The following is a 22638-nucleotide window of genomic DNA, read 5'->3' as shown; positions in this document are numbered from 1 at the left end:
GGTTACGCGATCACCACCTTGACGATGCCGGTGAGGGCGATCTGGGCGAGGGAGAGGGGGACGAGGAGGGTCCAGGAGAGTTTCTGGAGCTGGTCCTCGCGGAGGCGGGGGTAGGTGACGCGCAGCCAGATCACGACGAAGGCCAGGAGGGCCGTCTTCAGCAGGGTCCACACCCAGCCGAGGCCGTCGGCACCCCAGGGGCCGTGCCAGCCGCCCAGGAAGAGGACGGTGGTGAGGCCGCACAGGACGACGATCCCGGCGTACTCGGCGAGGAGGAACAGGGCGAAGCGCAGGCCGGTGTACTCGGTGTAGGCGCCGAAGATGATCTCCGAGTCGGCGACGGGCATGTCGAACGGAGGGCGTTGCAGTTCGGCCAGCCCGGCGACGAAGAAGACGATCGCGCCGACGATCTGCCAGGGCAGCCACCACCACTCGAAGGCGTCGAGGATGCCGACGAGGGAGACGGTGCCGGCCGCCATCGCGACGGAGGCCGCGGTGAGCAGCATCGGCAGTTCGTAGGCGAGGAGTTGGGCTGCGGTGCGCAGGCCGCCGAGGAGGGAGAACTTGTTGGCGGAGGCCCAGCCTGCCATGAGCGAGCCGAGGACGCCCACGCCCATCACGGCGAGGACGAAGAAGATGCCGGCGTCGACGACCTGGCCCACGGCCCCCTCGCCGGGGCCTACCGGGATCGCGAGGAGGACCAGGAGGTACGGCAGCAGGGCGACGGCGGGGGCGAGCTGGAAGATGCGGCGGTCCGCGTCGGCGGGGACCACGTCCTCCTTCTGCGCGAACTTCACGCCGTCGGCGACGAGCTGGGCCCAGCCGTGGAAGCCGCCCGCGTACATCGGGCCGAGGCGGCCCTGCATGTGGGCCATCACCTTGTGCTCGGTCTGACCCACGATCAGGGGGAAGGTGAGGAAGACGACGAAGACGATCAGGAGTCGCAGGGCGACGTCGAGCGCGTCGTTCACTGCGTGCCTCCTGGGGAGTCGGATCGGTTCGGGGAGTGCGGACGGCGGTCAGGGGAGGGGGTTCCCGAGCCGTCGGGTTCGTCCGAGGCAGCGGCGCCGGCACCAGCACCAGCACGACGCGCATCCTGCTCGGGCTCGTCCTTCTCCCCGGTTCCCCCGGCCTCCCCGGTCTGCCCGGTTCCCCCGGCCTCCCCGGCTTCGCCGGTCTCACCGACCTCGTCGAAGGCGGGCCGGGCGTGGTGCCAGGGAGCGTCCGAAACGGGCCGCTGGGATGCGGAGCCCTCGCTCGCGCTGCGTGCGCGCCGGACCGTCGGGCCGGTGGTCGAGGCCCGCTCGTCCGGTGCGGCCGTCTGGCTGGCGGAGCCCTGCGCCGCCGTACGCGAACGGCGCGGCGCCGACGGAGCCGCTGCGCCCGCCGCCGCCTGACTGGCGGAGCCCTCCGCCGCCGTACGCGAACGGCGCGGCGTCGACGGAGCCTCGGCGCTTGCCGCCTGACTGGCGGAGCCCTCGGTGGCCGTGCGGGTCCGGCGGGCCGGGCGCTCCCCCGCCGCGCGGGCCGCACCGCGTGCCGGGCGGGCCGGAGCGGCGGGGAGTTGGCCCTTGAGCGGGCCCCACTCGTTGGGATCGGGGACGCCGGGCGGCAGCATCTGGCGGCGGCGGGGGCCACCGTGGTCGGACTCCCCCGGCTCCTTGGCGCCGGGCCAGGCCTTGGCGACGCGGGCGGCGAGGACGAAGTCCTTGCGCAGCGGGTGGCCCTCGAAGTTCTCCGGCAGGAGCAGGTGGTCCAGCCCGGGGTGGTCGGCGAAGGTGACGCCGAACATCTCGTGGGTCTCGCGCTCGTGCCAGGCAGCGCCCGCGTACACGCCGACGGCGGTGGGCAGGGCCGGGGCCTCGTGCGGGACCGTCGTACGCAGCAGCAGCCGGCGTACCGGCCCGAGCGCCACGACGTGCGCCGCGACGCGGAAGCCGGTGCCCGGTTCGTCGACCGCGCTGAGCCAGTCGAAGTAGGTGCAGCCCAGCCGGTCGCGTGCGGTCTCCAGCGCGGAGATCCAGGACGCCGGCGGCACGTCCACGGTCAGGACGTCGTAGGACTCCTCGGCCGTGGCCTCCGTGCCGAAGAGCTGCTCGGTGTCGGCGGGCAGCCAGCCGGCCGCGGTCATCGGGCCTCCCCCGCGTCGGGCGCCGGCGGTCGCACCAGGTCGCTCTGGAGGGCGGCGGCCGACGGACGGGTCGAGGTGCCGTACCGCTCCCCCAGCGACTCCCGGGCGATCTTCTCCTGGAGCTTGAGGATGCCCTGGAGCAGCGCCTCGGGGCGTGGCGGGCAGCCGGGGACGTAGACGTCGACGGGGATGATCTGGTCGACGCCCTTGGTCACGGAGTAGGAGTCCCAGTAGGGGCCGCCGCAGTTGGAGCAGGCGCCGAAGGAGATGACGTACTTCGGCTCGGGCATCTGCTCGTACAGGCGCTTGACGGCCGGCGCCATCTTGTCGGTCACCGTGCCGGACACCACCATCAGGTCGGCCTGGCGCGGACCCGGCGCGAAGGGGATGACGCCGAGGCGGATGAAGTCGTGGCGGGCCATCGACGCGGCGATGAACTCGATGGCGCAGCAGGCGAGGCCGAAGTTGAAGACCCACAGGGAGTACCGGCGGCCCCAGTTCAGGACGACCTTCATCGGCTCCGGGGCGAGGCGCGAGAGCGCGCCCAGCCTCTTGGGCTCGGGGAGCGGCACGGGCTCCGGGAGCGGCACGGGTTCGGAGGAGGGGTTCACGTCCATGACAGGACGCCCTTCTTGTATGCGTAGAGCAGGCCCACGGCCAGGAAGCCCAGGAAGATGAACATCTCCACGAGGGTCGTCGCTCCGTAACCAGGATCGGCGAAGACCGTCGCCCAGGGGAAGAGGAAGATCGAGTCGACGGCGAAGATGACGTAGAGGAAGGCGTAGACGTAGTAGCGGACCTGCGTGTGGGCCCAGCCCTCGCCGACGGGGTCCACGCCGCACTCGTACGTCAGCAGCTTCTCGGGGGTCGGGACCACGGGCCGCAGCAGGCGGCCGGCGCCGAAGGCGACGGCGACGAAGAGCACGCCGACGACGGCGAGCAGCCCGACGACCGAGTAGGACTGGAAGTGGTCCGCGGCGAGGCCGACGGGCACTTCGGCGGCCGGTACGTCACCGGCGCTCACACCACCGACGGTCGGTTCCGGCACGTCCGTCCCTCGCTCCCTGTCGTGAACGCTGCTGTTCGACGATCTGTACGCACGGGAGTCTAGGGCCTGATAAAGGGACGGTAAGCAGCCCGTCGCACTATGGGACGCGGGGGTGGGGTTTTCCTCAGTGCGTCCTGGCGGCCCACCTCATGGCGCGGGGCCCCGGCGCACGGCACGCTGACCCGTATGACCGAACGCCTCTCGACACCGCCCTCCGACGGGTATCCCGGCGCAGCGCCCGGTGACCGCCTGCCGCCGGCCCGTTTCGCCTACGACCGGCACACCTGGAAGGAGATCGCCCATCTGCTGGCGAACTTCCCGGTCTCGCTGCTCACCTTCGTGTACGTCGTGACGATGCTGTCCGTCGGCGTCGGGTTGACGGTGACGGTGGTCGGGTTCCCGTTGCTGGCGGTGGGACTGATGGGCGCGCGGCTGCTGGGCAGGCTGGAGCGGGCGCGGGCCCGGGCGCTGCTGGGGGTGCGGGTGGACGAGCCGAGCCGGCTGCCGCGCCGGAGCGGGGACGGGTTCCTGCCCCGGCTGTGGATGGCGCTGAAGGACCCGGTGGGCTGGCGCACGGTCCTGTACGACTTCGTACGGCTCCCCTGGGGCATCCTCACCTTCGTCATCACGTTGACCTCGCTGTTCGTGCTGTGGCCGGTCCTGCCGTTCATCGCGCGGGGCCTGGCCAACGCCGACCGGGCGATGGTGCGCGCGCTGCTGTCCCCGTCCGACGAGCTGGAGCGGCGCATCGCCGAGCTGGAGTCGGACCGGGGGATCGTGGTCGACACGGCCGCGGCGGACCTGCGGCGCATCGAGCGCGACCTGCACGACGGGGCGCAGGCCCGCCTGGTCAACCTGGCCATGGGGCTGGGGCTGGCCAAGGAGAAGCTCCTGGAGGACCCGGACACCGCCGCGGCCATGGTCGACGAGGCGCACGGCGAGGTGAAGCTGGCGTTGCAGGAGTTGCGGGACCTGGCGCGCGGTATCCATCCGGCCGTTCTGACCGACCGTGGTCTGGACGCGGCGCTCTCCTCGGTCGCCTCCCGCTGCACCTCGCCGGTCACGGTGACCGTCGACCTGGCGGAGCGCCCCGCGGCGGCCATCGAGGGCATCGCCTACTTCACCGTCTCGGAGCTGTTGCAGAACGTGAGCAAGCACAGCGGGGCGAGGTCCGCCTCCGTGGAGGTGTGGCGGTCGTCCGACCGGCTGCTCATCCAGGTCGGGGACGACGGTCGGGGCGGCGCGAGCCTCGACGGCGGGACCGGGATGAAGGGCCTCGCCGAGCGGTTGACGGCCGTCGACGGGCTCTTCGTCGTCGACTCGCCGGAGGGCGGCCCCACCCTGGTCACGGCCGAGCTGCCCTGGCGCGACCGCACGGCCGCCGACGACGCGCCCGCCTCCGGCACGAGGTAGGGGACCGGGCGGGGTGGGGAAAACCCCCTCCCGAGACGCCGACGGGCTCCATGGCCCGTGGGTGTGCGGTGCAGGAGGGTGGAGTTACGAGAGCAGAGCCGTAGGACGAGGAGAAGGACGGCACCGATGGCCACGGATTACGGACAGGGTTACGGGTTCGGGAGCGGGCCCGGTCTCGCCGGGGACGCCGAGGCGCGACGCCACCGGCTGCCGGCGGGGCTGCGGGCCCCCTTCGAGGGGCGCAGCCTGCGGGAGTTCGGCTATGTGCTGCTGGGCCTGCCGATCGGCATCCTGCTCTTCACCTACGCCGTCACGATGGTGTCGCTGGGGGCCGGCCTGCTGGTGACGTTCCTGGGGGTCCCGGTGCTGGCGGCGGCGCTCGCCGGGTGCCGGGGCTTCGGTGCGATGGAACGGGCACGGGCCCGTGCCCTGCTGGGTCTCCAGGTGGCCGACCCGGAGCCGCTGCGCCGGCGCAAGCAGGGCGCGATGGGGTGGATGGGAGCCGTGCTCAAGAGCGGCGCCTCGTGGCGGAGCCTGCTGTACGCGGTGCTCCAGTTCCCGTGGTCGGTGTTCTCGTTCGTCGTCGCCGTGAACTTCTGGACGGTCGGGTGGGCGATGCTGACGTACCCGCTGTGGTTCTGGGTGTTCCCGATGTGGGCCGGGCAGGACGGGATACAGCTGTACGGCGACGAGACGCACAGCGTCTACCTGGACAACCCCTTCGAGATCACCCTGACCGCGCTGGTCGGCCTGCTGATCACCCTGGCCACCCCGTGGATCGTGCGGGCGCTGACGACGGTGGACCGGTTGATGGTGCACGGGCTGCTGGGCCCGTCCCGGCTGGCGACGCGGGTCGTGGAGCTGGAGTCGGACCGCGGGGTCGTCGTCGACACGGCCGCGGCGGACCTGCGGCGCATCGAACGCGACCTGCACGACGGGGCGCAGGCCCGCCTGGTCGCCCTGGCCATGGACCTCGGCCTGGCGAAGGAGAAGCTGCGGGAGGACCCGCGGGCGGCGGCGGTCATGGTGGACGAGGCGCACGGCGAGGTGAAGACGGCTCTCCAGGAGCTGCGGGACCTGGCCCGGGGCATCCACCCGGCGGTCCTGACCGACCGCGGCCTGGACGCGGCGCTGTCGGCGGTCGCGTCGCGGTGCACCGTGCCGGTGCGCGTGGAGGTCGACCTGACGGAACGGCCCGCGTCGGCCATCGAGGGGATCGCGTACTTCACGGTGTCGGAGCTGTTGCAGAACATCAGCAAGCACGCCCGGGCCACGTCCGCCGCCGTGGAGGTGTGGCGGGTGCGGAACCGGCTGATGCTCCAGGTCGTGGACAACGGCGTGGGCGGCGCGGACGCCTCGGCCGGGTCGGGACTGGCGGGACTGGCGGAGCGCCTCGACGCGGTGGACGGCATCCTCGTCGTGGACTCGCCGGCCGGCGGACCGACGCGGGTGACGGCGGAGCTGCCCTGGCGGAGCGAGCCGGTCGCCAGGTGAGCGGGCGCGGGACCGCCGCGCGAGACGCCGGCAGGGCCGGCCGCATGGACGTCCCGGGGGCCGGCCCCCGGGACGACGTCGCGGGAACCGTCCGCCCGGCGCCTCCCCCGTCCCGGGCGATGTGACCGGCAAGCCGTCGCGGGGCGGCCGGACGGGGTTTCCGCCCCGCTCCTCCCGTCCTCTTGCCGTCCCCTTCCGTCCCCTCCCCGTCCTCTTCCCGTCACCCCCGACGCATCCGGCCCCCGATCCTGGAATGCTGGACCTGTCACGGACGGTTCGTGGACGCGGCGCGGGCCGCGCGGACCGTGCGGTGGACGGGCTTGGGGGGCCGAGAACGTGGAGGACAAGGTGCGGGTGGTCATCGCCGAGGATTCGGTGCTGCTCAGAGAGGGGCTGACCCGACTGCTGACCGACCGCGGGCACGAGGTCGTGGCCGGCGTCGGCGACGGAGAGGCGCTGATCAAGACCATCGCCGAGCTGGACGCGCAGGGTGAGCTGCCGGACGTGGTGGTGGCGGACGTACGGATGCCGCCGACCCACACGGACGAGGGCGTGCGCGCCTCGGTGCAGCTGCGCAAGGCGCACCCCGGTCTCGGCGTGCTGGTGCTGTCGCAGTACGTGGAGGAGCGCTACGCCACGGAGTTGCTGGCGGGGTCCAGCCGCGGGGTCGGGTACCTGCTCAAGGACCGGGTGGCCGAGGTGCGGGAGTTCGTGGACGCGGTCGTGCGGGTCGCGCGGGGCGGGACGGCCCTGGACCCGGAGGTGGTCGCGCAGTTGCTCGGGCGCAGCCGCAAGCAGGACGTCCTGGCGGGGCTGACCCCCCGGGAGCGCGAGGTGCTGGGCCTGATGGCGGAGGGCCGGACCAACTCGGCGGTCGCGCGGCAGCTCGTCGTGAGCGACGGGGCGGTCGAGAAGCACGTCAGCAACATCTTCATGAAGCTGGGCCTGTCCCCGAGCGACGGGGACCACCGGCGGGTGCTCGCCGTCCTCACCTACCTCAACTCCTGACGCGGTCGCCGGCGGCCCACCGTCGCCGACCTGCGAGCCTCATGCGAACGAGTGAGGAACGGGGCCGGTGCGAGGCGCGTCGCCCCGCGTGGCGCGGGGGGCGCGAACGGTGGGTCGCCGGGGCGTCGGGCCGCCCGGAGGTCGTGTCCATCATGCGAATGTCCACCGGAAGTAAACCCTTGCGGACGTAGGGTTGATCCTGGGACGGCCGGTGAGCGACCGGTCCCCGGGACAGCCGCCTCGAGGGAGGTCCAGTTCAGTGACCAGCCAGGTCAGCAGCCCAGCGGAGCAGGCCGACGGAACCGACGAGACCGTCGTGGGAGCGCAGCGCAAACCGGTCGGGGCGAAGGACGTCCGCCGGCTGGACCGGGTCATCATCCGGTTCGCGGGGGACTCGGGCGACGGGATGCAGCTCACCGGCGACCGCTTCACCTCGGAGACGGCGTCTTTCGGCAACGACCTGTCGACGCTGCCGAACTTCCCGGCCGAGATCCGGGCGCCCGCCGGCACCCTGCCGGGTGTCTCGTCCTTCCAGTTGCACTTCGCCGACCACGACATCCTCACCCCCGGTGACGCCCCCGACGTGCTGGTCGCCATGAACCCGGCCGCGCTCAAGGCGAACATCGACGACGTGCCGCGCGGCGCGGAGATCATCGTCAACACGGACGAGTTCACCAAGCGGGCGATGCAGAAGGTCGGCTACGACACCTCGCCCCTCGAAGACGGTTCGCTCGACGGCTACCACCTGCATCCGGTGCCGCTGACCACCCTGACCGTCGAGGCGCTCAAGGATTTCGACCTCACCCGCAAGGAGGCCGAGCGCAGCAAGAACATGTTCGCGCTCGGGCTGCTGAGCTGGATGTACCACCGGCCCACCGAGGGCACGGAGAGGTTCCTGCGGGCGAAGTTCGCGAAGAAGCCCGACATCGCCGCCGCCAACATCGCGGCCTACCGGGCGGGCTGGAACTTCGGTGAGACCACGGAGGACTTCGCGGTCTCCTACGAGGTGGCGCCGGCGGCGAAGGCGTTCCCGCCGGGCGTGTACCGCAACATCTCGGGGAACCTGGCGCTGTCCTACGGTCTGATCGCCGCGTCCCGCCAGGCCGATCTGCCGCTCTTCCTCGGCTCGTACCCCATCACCCCGGCCTCGGACATCCTGCACGAGCTGAGCAGGCACAAGAACTTCGGTGTGCGCAGCTTCCAGGCCGAGGACGAGATCGCGGGCATCGGCGCGGCGCTGGGCGCGGCGTTCGGCGGCTCGCTGGCCGTGACGACCACGAGCGGCCCGGGGGTGGCGCTCAAGAGCGAGACCATCGGGCTCGCGGTCTCGCTGGAGTTGCCGCTGCTGGTCGTGGACATCCAGCGCGGCGGGCCGTCCACCGGTCTGCCGACCAAGACGGAGCAGGCGGACCTGCTCCAGGCGATGTACGGGCGCAACGGCGAGGCGCCGGTCCCGGTCGTCGCCCCGCGCACGCCGGCCGACTGCTTCGACGCGGCGCTGGAGGCGGCCCGGATCGCGCTGACGTACCGCACCCCGGTCTTCCTGCTCTCGGACGGCTACCTGGCCAACGGCAGCGAGCCGTGGCGCGTCCCGGAGCCGGACGAGCTGCCGGACCTCGCGGTGCAGTTCACGCACACCGCCAACCACACCCTGGACGACGGCACCGAGGTGTTCTGGCCCTACAAGCGCGACCCCCACACCCTCGCCCGCCCCTGGGCGGTGCCCGGCACCCCCGGTCTGGAGCACCGGATCGGCGGCATCGAGAAGCAGGACGGCACCGGGAACATCTCGTACGACCCGGCCAACCACGACTTCATGGTCCGCACCCGGCAGGCCAAGGTCGACGGCATCGAGGTCCCCGACCTGGAGGTCGACGACCCGGACGGCGCGCGGACGCTGGTGCTGGGCTGGGGTTCGACGTACGGGCCGATCACGGCGGCCGTGCGCCGGCTGCGCGCCGCCGGTCACCCCGTGGCACAGGCGCACCTGCGCCATCTCAACCCGTTCCCGCGCAATCTCGGAGCGGTGCTGGAGAGTTACGACAAGGTGGTGATCCCCGAGATGAACCTCGGCCAGCTCGCCACGCTCGTCCGGGCGAAGTACCTGGTCGACGCCCAGTCGTACAACCAGGTCAACGGCATGCCGTTCAAGGCGGAACAGCTCGCCACGGTCCTGAAGGAGGCCATCGATGGCTGAGACGTCCACGGAAGAGAAACCGGCCGGCACCGGCACGGTCGAGGCGCTGAAGCTGGTCCCCCGCGCCGAGGGCAAGCAGTCCATGAAGGACTTCAAGTCCGACCAGGAGGTGCGCTGGTGCCCCGGCTGCGGCGACTACGCCGTCCTCGCCGCCGTGCAGGGCTTCATGCCCCAGCTGGGACTGGCGAGGGAGAACATCGTCTTCGTCTCCGGCATCGGCTGCTCCTCCCGCTTCCCGTACTACATGAACACCTACGGGATGCACTCGATCCACGGCCGTGCCCCCGCCATCGCCACCGGGCTCGCCTCCTCCCGCCGCGACCTGTCCGTGTGGGTCGTCACCGGTGACGGCGACGCGCTGTCCATCGGCGGCAACCACCTCATCCACGCCCTGCGCCGCAACGTCAACCTCAAGATCCTGCTGTTCAACAACCGGATCTACGGTCTGACCAAGGGCCAGTACTCCCCCACCTCCGAGGTCGGCAAGATCACCAAGTCGACCCCGATGGGTTCGCTGGACGCGCCGTTCAACCCGGTCTCCCTCGCGCTGGGCGCCGAGGCGTCCTTCGTCGCCCGGACCGTCGACTCGGACCGCAAGCACCTCACCGAGGTGCTGCGTCAGGCGGCCGAGCACCCGGGGACGGCCCTGGTGGAGATCTACCAGAACTGCAACATCTTCAACGACGGCGCCTTCGACGCCCTCAAGGACAGGCAGCAGGCCGAGGAGGCGGTGATCCGCCTCGAACACGGACAGCCGATCCGCTTCGGGAGCGAGGGCTCCAAGGGGGTCGTGCGCGACCCGGCCACCGGCGACCTGAAGGTCGTCGCGGTCACGGCGGCCAACGAGGCGGACATCCTGGTCCACGACGCCCACTCCGCGTCCCCGACCACCGCCTTCGCCCTGTCCCGGCTCGCCGACCCGGACACCCTGCACCACACGCCGATCGGCGTGCTGCGCTCGGTCGAGCGGCCGGTCTACGACACGCTGATGGCGGACCAGCTCGACACCGCGGTCGAGAGGGACGGCAAGGGCGACCTCGCCGCCCTGCTCGCCGGCGGCGACACCTGGACGGTCGTCGGCTGACACCGGCGGCGCACGACCGTGAGGAGGCCCGGGCGGGAACGCCCGGGCCTCTCGCATGTCCGCGCCGACCCACGGACATCGCCGACACCTCACCGACCTGAGCACTAACCAACAAGTAAGTACCTTACTTCAAAGTGGGCACTGTCATTTAGTTAGCGCTCACCGTAGAGTCGATGGCATCGCACCCCCACAAGGAGTACTGAAGCCATGAGCATCGTCGTCACCGGAGCGACCGGACACCTGGGCCGCCACGTCGTGGAGCAGCTGCTGGAGAAGGTGCCGGCCGACCGGATCACCGCCGTCGTCCGCGACCGGGACCGGGCCGCCGGCCTCGCCGCCCGCGGCGTCCGTCTGGCGGTCGCCGACTACAACAGCCCCGAGACCTTCGACGGCCTGTTCGCCGCCGGCGACCGGGTACTGCTGATCTCCGGCAACGAGTTCGACAAGGGCCGCGTCCGGCAGCACACGGTGGTGGTCGAGGCGGCACGGAAGGCCGGTGTCGCGCTGCTCGCCTACACCAGCGCCCCCAGCAGCCTCACCGCCGCGCTCGCCGACGACCACCGGGCCACGGAGGACGTGGTGGTCGGCTCGGGCCTGCCGTACGTGCTGCTGCGCAACGGCTGGTACCACGAGAACTACACCGAGCAGCTGGCCCCGGTCCTGGAGCACGGCGCCGTGGTGCAGGCGGCCGGCGAGGGCCGGATCTCCTCCGCCTCCCGCGCCGACTACGCGGCCGCCGCCGTCGCCGTACTGACCGGCGAGGGCCACGAGAACAAGGCGTACGAGCTGGGCGGCGACGAGGCCTGGAGCTTCGCCGAGTACGCCGCCGAACTGAGCCGGCAGACCGGCCGGGAGATCGTCTACACCCCGGTCTCCACCGAGGCCTACGCCGGCATCCTCACCGGCGCCGGACTTCCCGGACCGCTGGCCGCCGTGCTCGCGGGCGTGGACGGCGCCATCGAGAAGGGCGAGCTGATCGTCACCACCGGTGACCTGTCCCGACTGGCCGGCCGCCCGACCACGCCGCTCGCCGAGGCCGTCTCCGCCGCGCTCGGGGCCTGACACCCGCCGACGCCCCCGCCCCGACGTCGCCTGTCATGACCGTATGCCGATACGGGCATGACAGAGGGCCGGGTGCGGCGCTACCTTCGTCGTGGCATGCGTCCGCCCCGGCATGCCGCAGCGCGAGAAGGAGGTGCCCGTGGCCGGGTCGTCGAGGAGCGAACAGCGCATAGGCCTGCTGAACGGTTTCGCCGCCTACGGGATGTGGGGCCTGGTCCCGCTGTTCTGGCCGCTGCTCAAGCCCGCCGGGGCCGGCGAGATCCTCGCCCACCGGATGGTGTGGTCCCTCGCCTTCGTCGCCGTCGCGCTGCTGGTCGTACGGCGCTGGGCCTGGGCCGGTGAGCTGCTGCGGCAGCCGCGGAAGCTGGGGCTGATCACCGTGGCCGCCGCGGTCATCACCGTCAACTGGGGCGTCTACATCTGGGCCGTGAACAGCGGCCACGTCGTCGAGGCCTCGCTCGGGTACTTCATCAACCCGCTGGTCACCATCGCGATGGGCGTGCTGCTGCTCAAGGAGCGGCTGCGGCCCGTGCAGTGGGCGGCGGTCGGCACCGGCGCCGCCGCCGTGGTCGTCCTCACCGTCGGCTACGGACGGCCGCCGTGGATCTCCCTCTGCCTCGCCTTCTCCTTCGCCACGTACGGCCTGGTGAAGAAGAAGGTCAACCTCGGCGGCGTCGAGTCGCTGGCCGCCGAGACGGCGATCCAGTTCCTGCCGGCGCTCGGCTTCCTGCTGTGGCTGGGCGCCCGCGGCGACTCCACCTTCACCACCGAGGGCGCGGGGCACGCGGCCCTGCTCGCCGCGACCGGCGTGGTCACCGCGATCCCGCTGGTCTGCTTCGGCGCGGCGGCGATCCGCGTGCCGCTCTCCACGCTGGGGCTGTTGCAGTACCTGGCCCCGGTCTTCCAGTTCCTGCTCGGCATCTTCTACTTCGGCGAGGCCATGCCGCCGGAACGGTGGGCCGGTTTCGCCCTGGTCTGGCTGGCGCTGACGCTGCTCACCTGGGACGCCCTGCGCACCGTCCGCCGGACCGCCCGGGCGCTGAGGGCCCAGCTCGACCGGACGGGCAGCGGGGTGCCGCCGGTGAAGGCGGGCGCCGAGCGCGAGTCGGCGATCGTGGCCTCCGGAACACCCACCCCCGGCCCCGCCGGGACGCCCACCTCCGGCCCCTCCGGAACCCCCGCCCCCGGCCCCGCCGGGACGCCCGCCCCCGGCCCCACCGACCCCGCACAGCGGGACGCGCCGCTGGCGAAGCCGTAACCCCTCCCGCCCCGCGCCGGGTCAGAGCGCGTCGGGCGACCGCCGTGCGCGGTGCGCCCGCGCCTTCTCCCGGTTGCCGCAGTGCTCCATCGCGCACCAGCGGCGGCGCCCGGGGCGCGAGGTGTCCACGAAGAGCAGCAGGCAGTCGTGGGCGCCGCACTCGCGGATGCGGTCCGCGTACGGGCCGGTGAACAGCTCGACCGCGTCACGCGCGACCGTCGACAGCAGACGGACCCCCGTGGCGCCCGGGGCCCAGCTCCGGGTGCCGTCCGGTTCGGCGCGGGTGACGAGCGAGGGCTCGGCCGCCGCCGCGTTGACGGTCTCCAGGGCGTCCGGCCGGAGCGGCCGTCCGTGCGCGCGGTCCACGGTGAGCGTGAACAGGGCGTCGCGCAGGTCCCGGGCCCGCCGCACGTCGGCCTGGTCCACGGCCGGTTCCAGCCCGCCCGGCAGCCGGCTGCGCCCGGCCCAGTCCACCAGGTCCGCGGGCTCGTGCAGGACCTCCCAGCGCGCGTAGACGCCCGGGCCGCCGGTCGTCAGCAGTTCGAGACAGAGGGCACCCGGGTCGAAGCGGTACGGCTTGCCCTCACGCGTCACGAGCGTCAGCCCGGGGGGCGTTTTCGGCGATGTCGCTGTCCACTCACTCACATAACCAGTATAACTGGTTACATGACATCGACCTCGTCACCCGCTCCCGTGCACTTCAAGATCGTCATCGACGCCGCGGCTCCGCACGCACAGGCGGAGTTCTGGGCCGCCGCCCTCCACTACGAGGTGGAGGACAACAGCGCCCTCATCGAGAAACTGCTGGGCTTCGGGGCCGTACCGGCCGAGCTGACCGTCGAGTCCCACGGCCGCCGCGCCTGGCGGGACCTGGCCGCCGTACGGCATCCGGACGACCCGTACCAGGAGGAGAGCGGTACCGGACTGGGGCGGCGCCTGCTGTTCCAGCGCGTGCCGGAGGTCAAGACCGGCAAGAACCGGCTCCACCTGGACCTGCACCCGGGCGAGGGGCGGCGCGAGGCGGAGGTCGCCCGGCTGGAGGCGCTCGGGGCGAGCGTCCTGCGGCAGGTGAAGGAGCAGGGCGGGGAGTGGGTGACGATGGCGGACCCGGAGGGGAACGAGTTCTGCGTCCACTAGGACGGGCAGGACGGGGCGACCAGGGGCTCCCGATATCCGCAACGCGGTGGCCGGATACCGGTCTTGACGCCGGGTCAGTCCCGGCCACACCATCCAGGCACCCCATTCACTGCGGAGTCCCCTCCCCAGGGCCTCCCTAGGAATCCGGAGCCCCCCACATGAAGCTCCCCCTTTCCGGGCGTTCCCTGACGGCCGGCGCCGTCGCGGTCACCACTCTCATGACCGGTGGTTCGGTGGCCGGCGCGGCCTCCGCCTCCGAGCACCCCGCGGCCGTCGCCGCGGCTCCCGACATACCCATAGCCAACGTCAGGGCGCACCTGACCCAGTTGCAGTCGATCGCCACGGCGAACGGCGGCAACCGCGCCCACGGCCGCCCCGGCTACCAGGCCTCGCTGAACTACGTGAAGGCCAAGCTGGACGCGGCCGGGTTCACCACCACCGTGCAGTCGTTCACCGCGTCCGGCCGGACCGGGTACAACCTGATAGCCGACTGGCCGGGCGGTGACGCCAATCGGGTTGTCATGGCCGGGTCACACCTGGACAGCGTCTCCTCCGGCCCCGGCATCAACGACAACGGATCCGGCTCGGCGGCCGTCCTGGAGACCGCCCTCGCCGTGGCCCGCTCCGGCCACCAGCCCGCCAAGCACCTGCGCTTCGCCTGGTGGGGCGCGGAGGAGCTGGGCCTGGTCGGCTCGCGCTACTACGTCAACAGCCTCGGCTCGACGGGCCGCGCGAAGATCAGCGGCTACCTGAACTTCGACATGATCGGCTCCCCCAACCCGGGCTACTTCGTCTACGACGACGACCCCACCATCGAGAAGACCTTCAAGGACTACTACGCCGGCCTCGGCGTCTCCACGGAGATCGAGACCGAGGGCGACGGCCGCTCCGACCACGCTCCGTTCAAGAACGCGGGCGTCCCCGTCGGCGGCCTGTTCAGCGGGGCCGACTACCGCAAGACGTCGGCGCAGGCGGCCAAGTGGGGCGGCACCGCGGGCCAGCCCTTCGACCGCTGCTACCACTCGTCCTGCGACACGACGGCCAACATCAACGACACGGCCCTGAACCGCAACAGCGACGCCATCGCGTACGCGATGTGGGAGCTGTCCCGGTAGAGCGGACGGCCCGGCACCGCGACCGGCCGGTCAGCCGGTCGCGGCGCGGGCCCGTTCGGTGAGGCGGCCCATGCGGTTGCGGGCGGTCCGCAACTCCTCGGTGTCGTCCGCGGCCGGGCCCTCCTCGTCGGCGAGTCCGCTCCACAGACCGACCAGTTCGCGGCCCAGCTCCAGACCCCGTTCCGGGTCGCGTACGGCCCGCCAGGCGGTCGCCGCGCTGCGGACGTTGCCGTAGGCCGCCTCGGCGTCGCCCGCGCGGCGGTGTATCCGGGCCAGGTCCATGGAGAGGCGGAAGGCTCGGTCCGGGTCACCGGACAGGTAGGAGATGTAGGCGGAGAGTTCGCGGAGCCGGAGCACCTCGGGGTGCTCCGGCCCCAGCGTCGTGGACGCCTCCGCCACGGTCCGCTCGGCCAACCGGGCCGCCTCTTCCGTACGCCCCTCCTTGACGGCCTCGTTGATACGGCCGGTCGGCTCCGCGAGGAGCGAGGGGGCGGTGGCGTCACCGGGCGCGGTGAGGGGCCCGTCCCCGAGCACGGCCTCGGCCACGGCGTCGAAGCCACGGGCGGGGGTGGGGGTGGATCTGGGCGCCGGCTCGGCCGCGGCGGCGAGGCCGAGGTCTATGACGGAAACGGGAGCGGGGGCGGGAGCGGGGGCGCGCGGCAGGTCGGAGGCCGTGGCCGGCTCGGGCTCCGCCTCGGGTACGTGGAGTGATCCGGACGCTTGGTACCGCTCGGGCTCACGGTCGTCGACCGGCTCGGGCCAGGCGACGGGCGCCGGCGTGGACGTGGACGTGGACGCCGGGGCGAGCCCGGGAGGCGACACCGGCGGGGGCGTGACCGCCGACGGGCGCGTGATCGTCAGCCTGGATGCGGCGGCCGGTCCCGGCGCGGGCCCCGGGCGCGCGGCCCCGGTGGCCGTGGCACCGCCGTCCATCCGGGGCGGCGGTCCGAAGACCCCCGTCGGCGCCGCGACCGTACCGGGCACCGGGCCCCCCGCCGGTGCGGCCGGGGTGCGCGGGGTGAGCGCCGGCGCGGACTCGCCGGCCGGCGTCCGCCGCTCCTCGGCCGCCGTCGGCCGGTGGGCCGTGGGCGCGCCGTCCCGTACCGGGTCCACCGCGCGCAGCACGTCCGTGGACCGGTCCCGTCGTACGGACCTCTCCGCGGGGCCCGTCGGGACCGGTTCCGCGGCGAGGTGGCTGGAGCCGTCGGGGTCGACCCGAAGGGGGACGGAGCAGCCGAGGCGCTCGTCGTGGATCGTGGCGAGGACGGGCGCGCCGACCGCGAGGGCGAGGCGGTGCAGGCGGTTCAGGACGGCGTTCTGGATCTCCTCACCGGGCGCCGCGACGACCACCGCGCCGTCGACCGAGGCGCTGCGCGCGCCGGGCCCCGCCGGCACGCGGACCTCGATCGGCGTCGCCGCGAGGGCGGCCGGGGGCTCGGCGCCCTCGTGGTCCCGTTGCTTCTCGCGACCGAGTCGAGACATCGTTCCCCCACTCACTCTGCGGCTTCCGTCGGCGGTTTCGGTTCCCGTACCGTCCAGAGCCTGTCATGCCCGTCGTACACCTGCTGACGAGTCTCTCCGCTCACTCGCCCTGCGCGCGTCACCGGGGTGTCACAGGCTCGTTCCAGGGATCACTCCATGGAGACCCATGGACAGATAGATGCGTACGCATATAATGCAGTTGCCGGTATCCGCTCACGACAACCGTTCTGGGGGACCCCATGACCCGCCGCTTCCTCTTCCTGCTGGGCAGCAGCCGTCCCGAGGGCAACACCGAACTGCTCGCCCGGCGTGCCGCCGAACAGCTGCCGTCCGGCGTCGAGCAGCGATGGATCGACCTGGCCGCGCATCCGCTGCCCGAGTTCGAGGACCTGCGCCACGACAGCGACCACACGCGCCCCACCGAGGGCAACGCCGGCCTGCTGCTCGACGCGACGCTCGACGCGACCGACCTGGTGATCGCCTCGCCGCTGTACTGGTACTCGCTGTCCGCCCCGGTCAAGCGCTACCTGGACTACTGGTCCGGCTGGCTGCGCACCCCCGGCCTGGACTTCAAGGAGACCCTGTCCGGCCGCACCCTGTGGGGCGTCACCGCGCTCGCGCACGAGGAGCAGGAGGTCGCCGACCCGCTGGTCGGCTCCCTCAACAACTCCGCCGCCTACATGGGCATGCGCTTCGGCGGGGTGCTGCTCGGCAACGGCAGCAAGCCCGGCGACGTCCTGCGGGACACGGACGCGCTGGCCCGCGCCAAGACCTTCTTCGCCGGTCAGGCGCCGCTCGCCCGCTTCCCGTACGAGGAGACGGCTACGAAGTGATGTCCTTGGTCGTGAACCGGGCCCAGGCCGCCGAACCGAACACCGCGGCGTACAGGGCCTGGAGGCCCAGGTTCTTCACCAGGTCGTCCCAGTAGACCGGTTCGCGCATCAGGTCGGCGAAGGACAGCCAGTAGTGCGAGAAGAAGTACGGCCGCACCGCGTCGAGCTGCGGGATCTGGTCGAGGATCTGGACGGTGATCAGCAGCCCGACCGTGGTCGCCATCGCCGCGATCCCGCTGCCGGTCAGGGTCGACACGAACAGGCCGAGGGCCGCGACGCCGAGCAGCGAGGCGGCGACGACCAGGGCGATCAGCAGCGCGCGCCCCAGGCCCTCGGCGTACGTGATCCGGGTGCCGGAGATGGTGACCAGGTCGCCGACCGGGAACAGCAGCGCCCCGACCGCGAGCGCCGACACCGCGACGACCAGGGTGGCGGCGAGGCAGAAGGCGATCACCGTCGCGTACTTGGCGAGCAGCAGCCGGGTGCGGCCGGCCGGGGCGACCAGCAGGTAGCGGAGTGTGCCCGCGCTCGCCTCGCCGGCGATCGCGTCGCCCGCGACGACACCGACGGCCATCGGCAGGAAGAACGGGAGGGTCGCGGCGAGCGCGGTGAAGACCAGGAAGAGACCGTTGTTGCTGATCTGCGAGATGAAGGCCGGTCCCTGACCGCCGCCGCCTCCGCCCCCGCCGCCGAAGGAGGCGCCGTCACTCGTCTCGATCCTCACGGCGATGCCGACCAGGACCGGTACGGCGGCCAGCACACCCAGCAGGGCGAGGGTGCGCCAGCGCCGGAAGGTGATCCCCAGCTCGCTGCTCAGCAGCCCGAAGGTCCACAGCGGGCTCGGTGCACGCACCGCACCCGGCGTCGTCTCAGCCCGCGACATCGAAACCCTCCCCGGTGAGCGCCACGAACGCGTCCTCCAGCGAGGCCCGCTCCACCGCGAAGCCCCGGACCCGGACCCCGGCCGACACCAGCGCCGCGTTCAGCTCGGCGAGGTCGCGGTCGGGGGGCGGCTCCGCACTCACCCGGTGCTCGGCGGTCAGCACGTCCGCGGCGCCCTGCTCCTTCAGCACCCGCGCGGCCTCCCCCGCGTCCGGGGTGGTCACCACCAGCCGGCCGCGCACCCCCGCCGCCAGGTCGGCGACCGGGCCCTGGGTGATCAGCCGTCCCCGGGCCATCACCGCGGCGTGCGTGCAGACCTGCTCGATCTCGTCCAGCAGGTGGGAGGAGAGGAAGACGGTGGTGCCGTCGGAGGCCAGTTCGCGCACGAGGGCGCGGATCTCGCGCATGCCCTGGGGGTCGAGGCCGTTGGTCGGTTCGTCCAGGACGAGCAGGCGGCGCGGCTGGAGCAGCGCAGCGGCGAGCCCGAGCCGCTGCTTCATGCCGAGCGAGTACGCCTTCGCCTTCTTGCCGGCGGCGGCCCCGAGGCCGACCCGGTCCAGCGCCGCGGCGACGCGCTCGCGCCGGGTGCGCGGATCGGCGGTCGGGTCGGCGGCGTCGTAGCGCAGCAGGTTGTCGCGGCCGGAGAGGAAGCCGTACAGGGCCGGGCCCTCGATGAGGGCGCCGACCTGGGGCAGCACGGTGCGGGCGGCGCGCGGCACGGGCCGCCCCAGCACGCGCGCCGTCCCCGAGGTCGGCTCGATCAGCCCCATCAGCATCCGGATGGTGGTGGTCTTGCCGGAGCCGTTGGGGCCGAGGAAGCCGAAGACGCTGCCCGCCGGGACGGTCAGGTCCAGACCGTCGACGGCGAGGTGTCCGCCGCCGTAGCGCTTGGTGAGCGCGCGGGTGGCGATGACGGCGTCCTCCGCGCTCCCCCGGTCCGGGCGCTCCGGCTCCGCGGCGGCCGGTCGGGCCATCGGCTCCCTCTCCTGTCGTACGGGGACGGCGGTGCCGCTACTTCGCGGCGTCGGCCGCCTTGACCAGCGCGTCCTTGGTGACGGCACCGGCGTAGACCTGGCCGTCGTCCGTGATCAGGGCGTTGACCAGGCGGGTCTTGAAGACCGTGCCGGTGCCGAAGTCGCCCTTGACCTGGTCGCCGAAGGAGCCGAGGAGGCCGCCGAGGCCACCGCCCGCGGCAGCCGTGGGCAGGCCCCGGCCGCCGGTGTCGAAGGTGGCGATCGCGTTCCAGCCCTCCCCGATGACCTCCAGGCCGTCCGCCCCCTCCGCGAGACCGCCCCCGGCCCGGTGTCCCCGCTCCGGCGCCCCGGCCGCCTCGTCGCCCTCGGTGACCTTCGCGCCCTCGGGCGGGGTGAAGTCGAACGTCGACGCGTCCGGCTTCGCGAAGTCGACCTGGGTGAAGCCCGCGTCCACGACGGCGGCGCCGCCGCTCGCCGGGGTCAGCGTGAACTTGAGCGGCATACCGGTCCCGGCGTCCACCGCGACGGTGACGGCACCGACGGTGGAACCGGACTGCTTGGGCTTGATCACCAGCCGGTAGGCGTCCCGGCCGGCCACCTGCGCGGTGCCGTCCACGGTCACCGAGGTGGTGTCGTCGACCGCCTTGAGCGCCTGGTCGGCGAAGTCCTTCGGGGTGACCGGCACCTCCTTCTCCCGCTGGCCGGCGGCGTCGGGGGCGGTGGAGTGGAAGACCTCGTTGGACCCGCTGTCGTAGCCCCAGACGTCCTTGCCGTCGTGGATCAGGCTGTACTCGGCGGCGTTCTCCAGCAGGGACAGCTTCTGCCGGTCGGGGCCGTCGGCGGCGACCCGCAGCGTGTGGGTGCCGGAGACCAGCCCGGTCAGCTTGGCCGACGGGTCGGCGGCGGAGCCGTCCTCGTCGCCGCCGGCACCGGGGCCACCCGACATCCCGGACAGCAGGCCGCTCTCCAGGCCCCCGAGGTCCGGCAGGCCCAGATCCGTGCTGATCTTCACCGTGCCGGACAGCTGCTCGACGTCCGACTCGGCGATCTTCCGCAGCAGTTGCTCCGCCGTGACCTTCGGCAGGTCGGGGTCCCCGGAGTCGGCGAGCGCGGGGACGAGGCCGATCGTCGCGGCCGCCACTCCCATCACCGCGACCGGGACGACGTACCGCGCGGCCTTTCGCCGTCCGGCGCGCGTCTCCTCGCCCTCCCCGGCGGCGGTCGTGTTGTCGTCGGAATCGATCGGTGCCATGTGTGCCCTACCTCCGTCGTCGGCGGCGGCTGTCTCGCGACCTCGCACTCGTTCTCTCACCCGTGAGCCGCCATTCTCACCCGAATCGGTGAGGATTGGTGTTTTCCGTGGTGACCATCTGACCAAATACGCCGGGCGGAAGCGTCAGACCGCGGGCTCAACTCCGCGTACTCCTGCGGGATGACACGCAGGGGCCGCGCGTCCCCCGGCCCGTAGGGGTGGGGTGCACCGTCCGGTGCACGCGCCCCCGCGGGAGCGGGTGCGCGCCGCCGTCCCGCTCCCGACCGGCCCTCACGGGCGGCCGCACCGGCACCGGCACGTGCGACGGCGCCGGCCCGGCCGGCGCGGCTCAGCCGGCCCGGTGCACCACGGCCTCGCACAGCTCCACCAGGGCGGTCTTCGCGTCGCACTCCTTGAGCGGGGCCAGCGCCGCCCGGGCCTCCTCGGCGTACCGGACGGTGTCCCGGCGCGCCTGCTCCAGCGCGGGGTGGGCGCGCAGCAGGCGCAGCGCCTCCGCGTGCCGGGCGTCGTCGCTCAGGTCGGAGTCCAGCAGCTCGCACAGGGCGACGTCCTCGGCCAGCCCCAGCCGGGCCGCCCGCTCGCGCAGCCGCAGCACCGGGAGGGTCGGGATGCCCTCCCGCAGGTCGGTGCCGGGCGTCTTGCCCGACTCGTGGGAGTCGGAGGCGATGTCCAGGACGTCGTCCGCGAGCTGGAAGGCGACCCCGAGGCGCTCGCCGTACTGGGTGAGCACGTCCACGACCGTCTCGTCGGCGCCGGACATCATCGCGCCGAACCGGCAGGAGACGGCCACCAGCGATCCCGTCTTGCCGCCCAGCACGTCCAGGTAGTGGTCGACCGGGTCCCGGCCGTCCTGCGGGCCCGCCGTCTCCAGGATCTGGCCGGTCACCAGCCGCTCGAAGGCCAGGGCCTGCACGCGGACCGCCTCGGGGCCGAGGTCGGCGAGGATCTGGGAGGCGCGGGCGAACAGGAAGTCACCGGTGAGGACCGCGACCGAGTTGTCCCAGCGGGTGTTCGCGCTGGGCACACCGCGCCGTACGGCGGCCTCGTCCATCACGTCGTCGTGGTACAGCGTGGCGAGGTGGGTCAGCTCCACGACGACCGCCGAGGGCACGATGCCGGGGGCGTAGGGGTCGCCGAACTGGGACGCGAGCATCACCAGCAACGGGCGGAACCGTTTGCCTCCCGCTCGCACCAGGTGCTGGGCGGCCTCCGTGATGAAGGGCACCTCGCTCTTGGTTGCCTCGAGCAACCCTTCCTCGACAGCAACCAATCCGGCCTGGACATCGGCTTCCAGAGCCTGGTCCCGCACGCTCAGCCCGAACGGCCCGACGACGGTCACGAGGGGTCTCCTGTCTGCTGGTGTCTACTGGCGATTACCTGGTTTGTCGATAGGTCGCTGCCACCACTCAAGTCAGCGTATCCGGTCACGTTTCGATCACCGCTAGCGCCCACCGTTACAGGCCGGTCGGTATCGGATCAGGCGCGGCAAGTTTTTGATCAGGCGATATGAGCAGATATTGATCGACATCGCTGGAGGGACGCGGCCCGGAACACGAGCAGGCCGGGAGCCGCCACGGAAGATCCCATCACCCCTCCCAACGGCCCGCACTCCGAGAACGTCACCCACTCGGCACACCCCCTCCCGTGCCGAACGGATGCCCCCACAGTGCACGGGAACACCGGACGGGGCGGGACGCGGAGGGCGGCCCCCACGAGGGGAGCGCGCGACGGCCGGCGCCGTCGGGGCGGCGGCCGGCCGATGAGCCGTCCCGCACCGCGCCCCCCACCCACGGCCGGTTGGCGCCCAGTTGGGACTAATGCCCGATTTGCCGTTCTTGTTGAGCCCCGTGAGTTGGCTCACTCCGTCCCCCCTGTGAGCAACCGCGTCGCCGACTGTGCCCTCCCTTTGCCCCGCAAGCCAGTTGAGGCTTGGCAGACGCAAAGGATCAAGCACCCCAAACACCCCAGATCAAGGTCAACAGGCGCGTTGGGTGATTCCTGCACTTGTTCCGGACATGTGCTCTCGCATACGTTCCCGGCCTGTCGGGCGGACGCCGAATCCTGCCACCGCCCGGACACACAGTCATCCACCAACAAACTCGCAGGCAGGAGCGGGGGACCCAGGTAAGTCGCCGCACCGGTCACCACCGGAGCGGCTCGGGGTGAAGCCGTACCCGTCAGGGCGCGGCCGGGCACCTCCCCGCCCGAACCCGACAGCTCACCTCGCAGGCGTATGGAGAGGGACTC

General features: G+C 72.5%; 20 protein-coding genes and 1 riboswitch. Of the genes, 10 read left to right on the top strand and 10 right to left on the bottom strand.

What is annotated here, in order from left to right:
* Nucleotides 1-2: 2 nt before the first annotated feature.
* From AC07FV_RS32715 to AC07FV_RS32700, 4 genes are read right to left on the bottom strand one after another with little or no spacing between them, the layout of a single operon-like run.
* On the bottom strand, nt 3-971 hold the full coding sequence (locus tag AC07FV_RS32715) for a complex I subunit 1/NuoH family protein (RefSeq protein ID WP_356609138.1): 969 nt from the start codon (nt 969-971) through the stop codon (nt 3-5).
* A complete protein-coding gene (locus tag AC07FV_RS32710; RefSeq protein ID WP_479091249.1) occupies nt 968-2131 on the bottom strand; it encodes an NADH-quinone oxidoreductase subunit C in 1164 nt (387 codons plus the stop codon). The genes AC07FV_RS32715 and AC07FV_RS32710 overlap by 4 nt, the downstream gene beginning before the upstream one ends.
* Nucleotides 2128-2748, bottom strand: a complete 621-nt coding sequence (locus tag AC07FV_RS32705) for an NADH-quinone oxidoreductase subunit B (protein WP_479091247.1) — start codon at nt 2746-2748, stop codon at nt 2128-2130. The genes AC07FV_RS32710 and AC07FV_RS32705 overlap by 4 nt, the downstream gene beginning before the upstream one ends.
* Nucleotides 2739-3179 (bottom strand): NADH-quinone oxidoreductase subunit A, encoded by a 441-nt coding sequence (locus AC07FV_RS32700; protein WP_383641702.1) that lies wholly within the window; start codon nt 3177-3179, stop codon nt 2739-2741. The genes AC07FV_RS32705 and AC07FV_RS32700 overlap by 10 nt, the downstream gene beginning before the upstream one ends.
* A gap of 186 nt (nt 3180-3365) precedes the next feature.
* Between AC07FV_RS32700 and AC07FV_RS32695 the strand changes: the two genes are divergently transcribed.
* From AC07FV_RS32695 to rarD, 7 genes are all read left to right on the top strand, one after another.
* Nucleotides 3366-4592, top strand: coding sequence for a sensor histidine kinase (locus tag AC07FV_RS32695; RefSeq protein WP_479091246.1), 1227 nt, complete (start codon nt 3366-3368; stop codon nt 4590-4592).
* A 126-nt stretch (nt 4593-4718) separates the two neighbouring features.
* Nucleotides 4719-6086 carry a sensor histidine kinase gene (locus AC07FV_RS32690; RefSeq protein ID WP_479091245.1) on the top strand — a complete coding sequence of 456 codons (1368 nt, stop codon included), beginning with the start codon at nt 4719-4721 and terminating at the stop codon, nt 6084-6086.
* A 336-nt stretch (nt 6087-6422) separates the two neighbouring features.
* Entirely contained in the window at nt 6423-7094 is a 672-nt protein-coding gene (locus AC07FV_RS32685) for a response regulator transcription factor (protein ID WP_356609148.1), read from the top strand.
* Between the two features lie 259 nt (nt 7095-7353).
* Entirely contained in the window at nt 7354-9291 is a 1938-nt protein-coding gene (locus AC07FV_RS32680) for a 2-oxoacid:acceptor oxidoreductase subunit alpha (protein WP_479091244.1), read from the top strand.
* Complete coding sequence (locus AC07FV_RS32675; protein ID WP_479091243.1) at nt 9284-10375, top strand: 2-oxoacid:ferredoxin oxidoreductase subunit beta; 1092 nt, start codon at nt 9284-9286, stop codon at nt 10373-10375. Before AC07FV_RS32680 ends, AC07FV_RS32675 begins: the two co-directional genes overlap by 8 nt.
* A gap of 207 nt (nt 10376-10582) precedes the next feature.
* Nucleotides 10583-11437, top strand: a complete 855-nt coding sequence (locus AC07FV_RS32670) for an SDR family oxidoreductase (protein WP_479091241.1) — start codon at nt 10583-10585, stop codon at nt 11435-11437.
* A 139-nt stretch (nt 11438-11576) separates the two neighbouring features.
* The gene (gene rarD, locus AC07FV_RS32665) at nt 11577-12695 is read left to right on the top strand and encodes an EamA family transporter RarD (protein WP_479091240.1); all 1119 of its coding nucleotides are present in this window, start codon (nt 11577-11579) and stop codon (nt 12693-12695) included.
* Nucleotides 12696-12716: 21 nt separating this feature from the next.
* On the opposite strand, the gene AC07FV_RS32660 is transcribed toward rarD, so the two are convergent.
* Entirely contained in the window at nt 12717-13340 is a 624-nt protein-coding gene (locus AC07FV_RS32660; RefSeq protein ID WP_479091238.1) for a CGNR zinc finger domain-containing protein, read from the bottom strand.
* Between the two features lie 21 nt (nt 13341-13361).
* Between AC07FV_RS32660 and AC07FV_RS32655 the strand changes: the two genes are divergently transcribed.
* Both AC07FV_RS32655 and AC07FV_RS32650 read left to right on the top strand, forming a co-directional pair.
* Complete coding sequence (locus AC07FV_RS32655; RefSeq protein ID WP_479091237.1) at nt 13362-13832, top strand: VOC family protein; 471 nt, start codon at nt 13362-13364, stop codon at nt 13830-13832.
* A 158-nt stretch (nt 13833-13990) separates the two neighbouring features.
* Nucleotides 13991-14947 (top strand): M28 family metallopeptidase, encoded by a 957-nt coding sequence (locus AC07FV_RS32650; protein ID WP_479091235.1) that lies wholly within the window; start codon nt 13991-13993, stop codon nt 14945-14947.
* Between the two features lie 30 nt (nt 14948-14977).
* Here the strand turns inward: AC07FV_RS32650 and AC07FV_RS32645 are convergent, their stop codons facing one another.
* The gene (locus tag AC07FV_RS32645) at nt 14978-16429 is read right to left on the bottom strand and encodes a tetratricopeptide repeat protein (protein ID WP_479091233.1); all 1452 of its coding nucleotides are present in this window, start codon (nt 16427-16429) and stop codon (nt 14978-14980) included.
* A 239-nt stretch (nt 16430-16668) separates the two neighbouring features.
* Here AC07FV_RS32645 and AC07FV_RS32640 point away from each other — a divergent pair, with 239 nt between their 5' ends.
* Nucleotides 16669-17262 (top strand): flavodoxin family protein, encoded by a 594-nt coding sequence (locus AC07FV_RS32640; protein ID WP_479091231.1) that lies wholly within the window; start codon nt 16669-16671, stop codon nt 17260-17262.
* On the opposite strand, the gene AC07FV_RS32635 is transcribed toward AC07FV_RS32640, so the two are convergent.
* The 4 genes from AC07FV_RS32635 to AC07FV_RS32620 all read right to left on the bottom strand — a co-directional run bounded on the left by AC07FV_RS32635 (nt 17252) and on the right by AC07FV_RS32620 (nt 21730).
* Complete coding sequence (locus AC07FV_RS32635) at nt 17252-18145, bottom strand: ABC transporter permease (protein ID WP_479091229.1); 894 nt, start codon at nt 18143-18145, stop codon at nt 17252-17254. The genes AC07FV_RS32640 and AC07FV_RS32635 overlap by 11 nt on opposite strands.
* On the bottom strand, nt 18132-19118 hold the full coding sequence (locus tag AC07FV_RS32630; RefSeq protein WP_479091228.1) for an ABC transporter ATP-binding protein: 987 nt from the start codon (nt 19116-19118) through the stop codon (nt 18132-18134). The genes AC07FV_RS32635 and AC07FV_RS32630 overlap by 14 nt, the downstream gene beginning before the upstream one ends.
* 37 nt (nt 19119-19155) lie before the next feature.
* On the bottom strand, nt 19156-20370 hold the full coding sequence (locus tag AC07FV_RS32625; protein ID WP_479091226.1) for a LolA family protein: 1215 nt from the start codon (nt 20368-20370) through the stop codon (nt 19156-19158).
* Nucleotides 20371-20719: 349 nt separating this feature from the next.
* Complete coding sequence (locus tag AC07FV_RS32620) at nt 20720-21730, bottom strand: polyprenyl synthetase family protein (RefSeq protein ID WP_356609173.1); 1011 nt, start codon at nt 21728-21730, stop codon at nt 20720-20722.
* Between the two features lie 739 nt (nt 21731-22469).
* Nucleotides 22470-22637: riboswitch (cyclic di-AMP (ydaO/yuaA leader) on the top strand.
* The last annotated feature ends 1 nt before the right edge of the window (nt 22638 follow it).

The organism is Streptomyces sp. NPDC045956 (genome assembly GCF_056430705.1).
This window is presented reverse-complemented; position numbering and strand designations above follow the sequence as displayed.

Bases quoted from the DNA above. Each gene is read 5' to 3' on its own strand.
- AC07FV_RS32710 (WP_479091249.1), bottom strand. From the start codon at position 2,131: ATGACCGCGGCCGGCTGGCTGCCCGCCGACACCGAGCAGCTCTTCGGC.
- AC07FV_RS32705 (WP_479091247.1), bottom strand. From the start codon at position 2,748: ATGGACGTGAACCCCTCCTCCGAACCCGTGCCGCTCCCGGAGCCCGTG.
- AC07FV_RS32695 (WP_479091246.1), top strand. From the start codon at position 3,366: ATGACCGAACGCCTCTCGACACCGCCCTCCGACGGGTATCCCGGCGCA.
- AC07FV_RS32690 (WP_479091245.1), top strand. From the start codon at position 4,719: ATGGCCACGGATTACGGACAGGGTTACGGGTTCGGGAGCGGGCCCGGT.
- AC07FV_RS32675 (WP_479091243.1), top strand. From the start codon at position 9,284: ATGGCTGAGACGTCCACGGAAGAGAAACCGGCCGGCACCGGCACGGTC.
- AC07FV_RS32670 (WP_479091241.1), top strand. From the start codon at position 10,583: ATGAGCATCGTCGTCACCGGAGCGACCGGACACCTGGGCCGCCACGTC.
- AC07FV_RS32655 (WP_479091237.1), top strand. From the start codon at position 13,362: ATGACATCGACCTCGTCACCCGCTCCCGTGCACTTCAAGATCGTCATC.
- AC07FV_RS32650 (WP_479091235.1), top strand. From the start codon at position 13,991: ATGAAGCTCCCCCTTTCCGGGCGTTCCCTGACGGCCGGCGCCGTCGCG.
- AC07FV_RS32645 (WP_479091233.1), bottom strand. From the start codon at position 16,429: ATGTCTCGACTCGGTCGCGAGAAGCAACGGGACCACGAGGGCGCCGAG.
- AC07FV_RS32640 (WP_479091231.1), top strand. From the start codon at position 16,669: ATGACCCGCCGCTTCCTCTTCCTGCTGGGCAGCAGCCGTCCCGAGGGC.
- AC07FV_RS32635 (WP_479091229.1), bottom strand. From the start codon at position 18,145: ATGTCGCGGGCTGAGACGACGCCGGGTGCGGTGCGTGCACCGAGCCCG.
- AC07FV_RS32630 (WP_479091228.1), bottom strand. From the start codon at position 19,118: ATGGCCCGACCGGCCGCCGCGGAGCCGGAGCGCCCGGACCGGGGGAGC.
- AC07FV_RS32625 (WP_479091226.1), bottom strand. From the start codon at position 20,370: ATGGCACCGATCGATTCCGACGACAACACGACCGCCGCCGGGGAGGGC.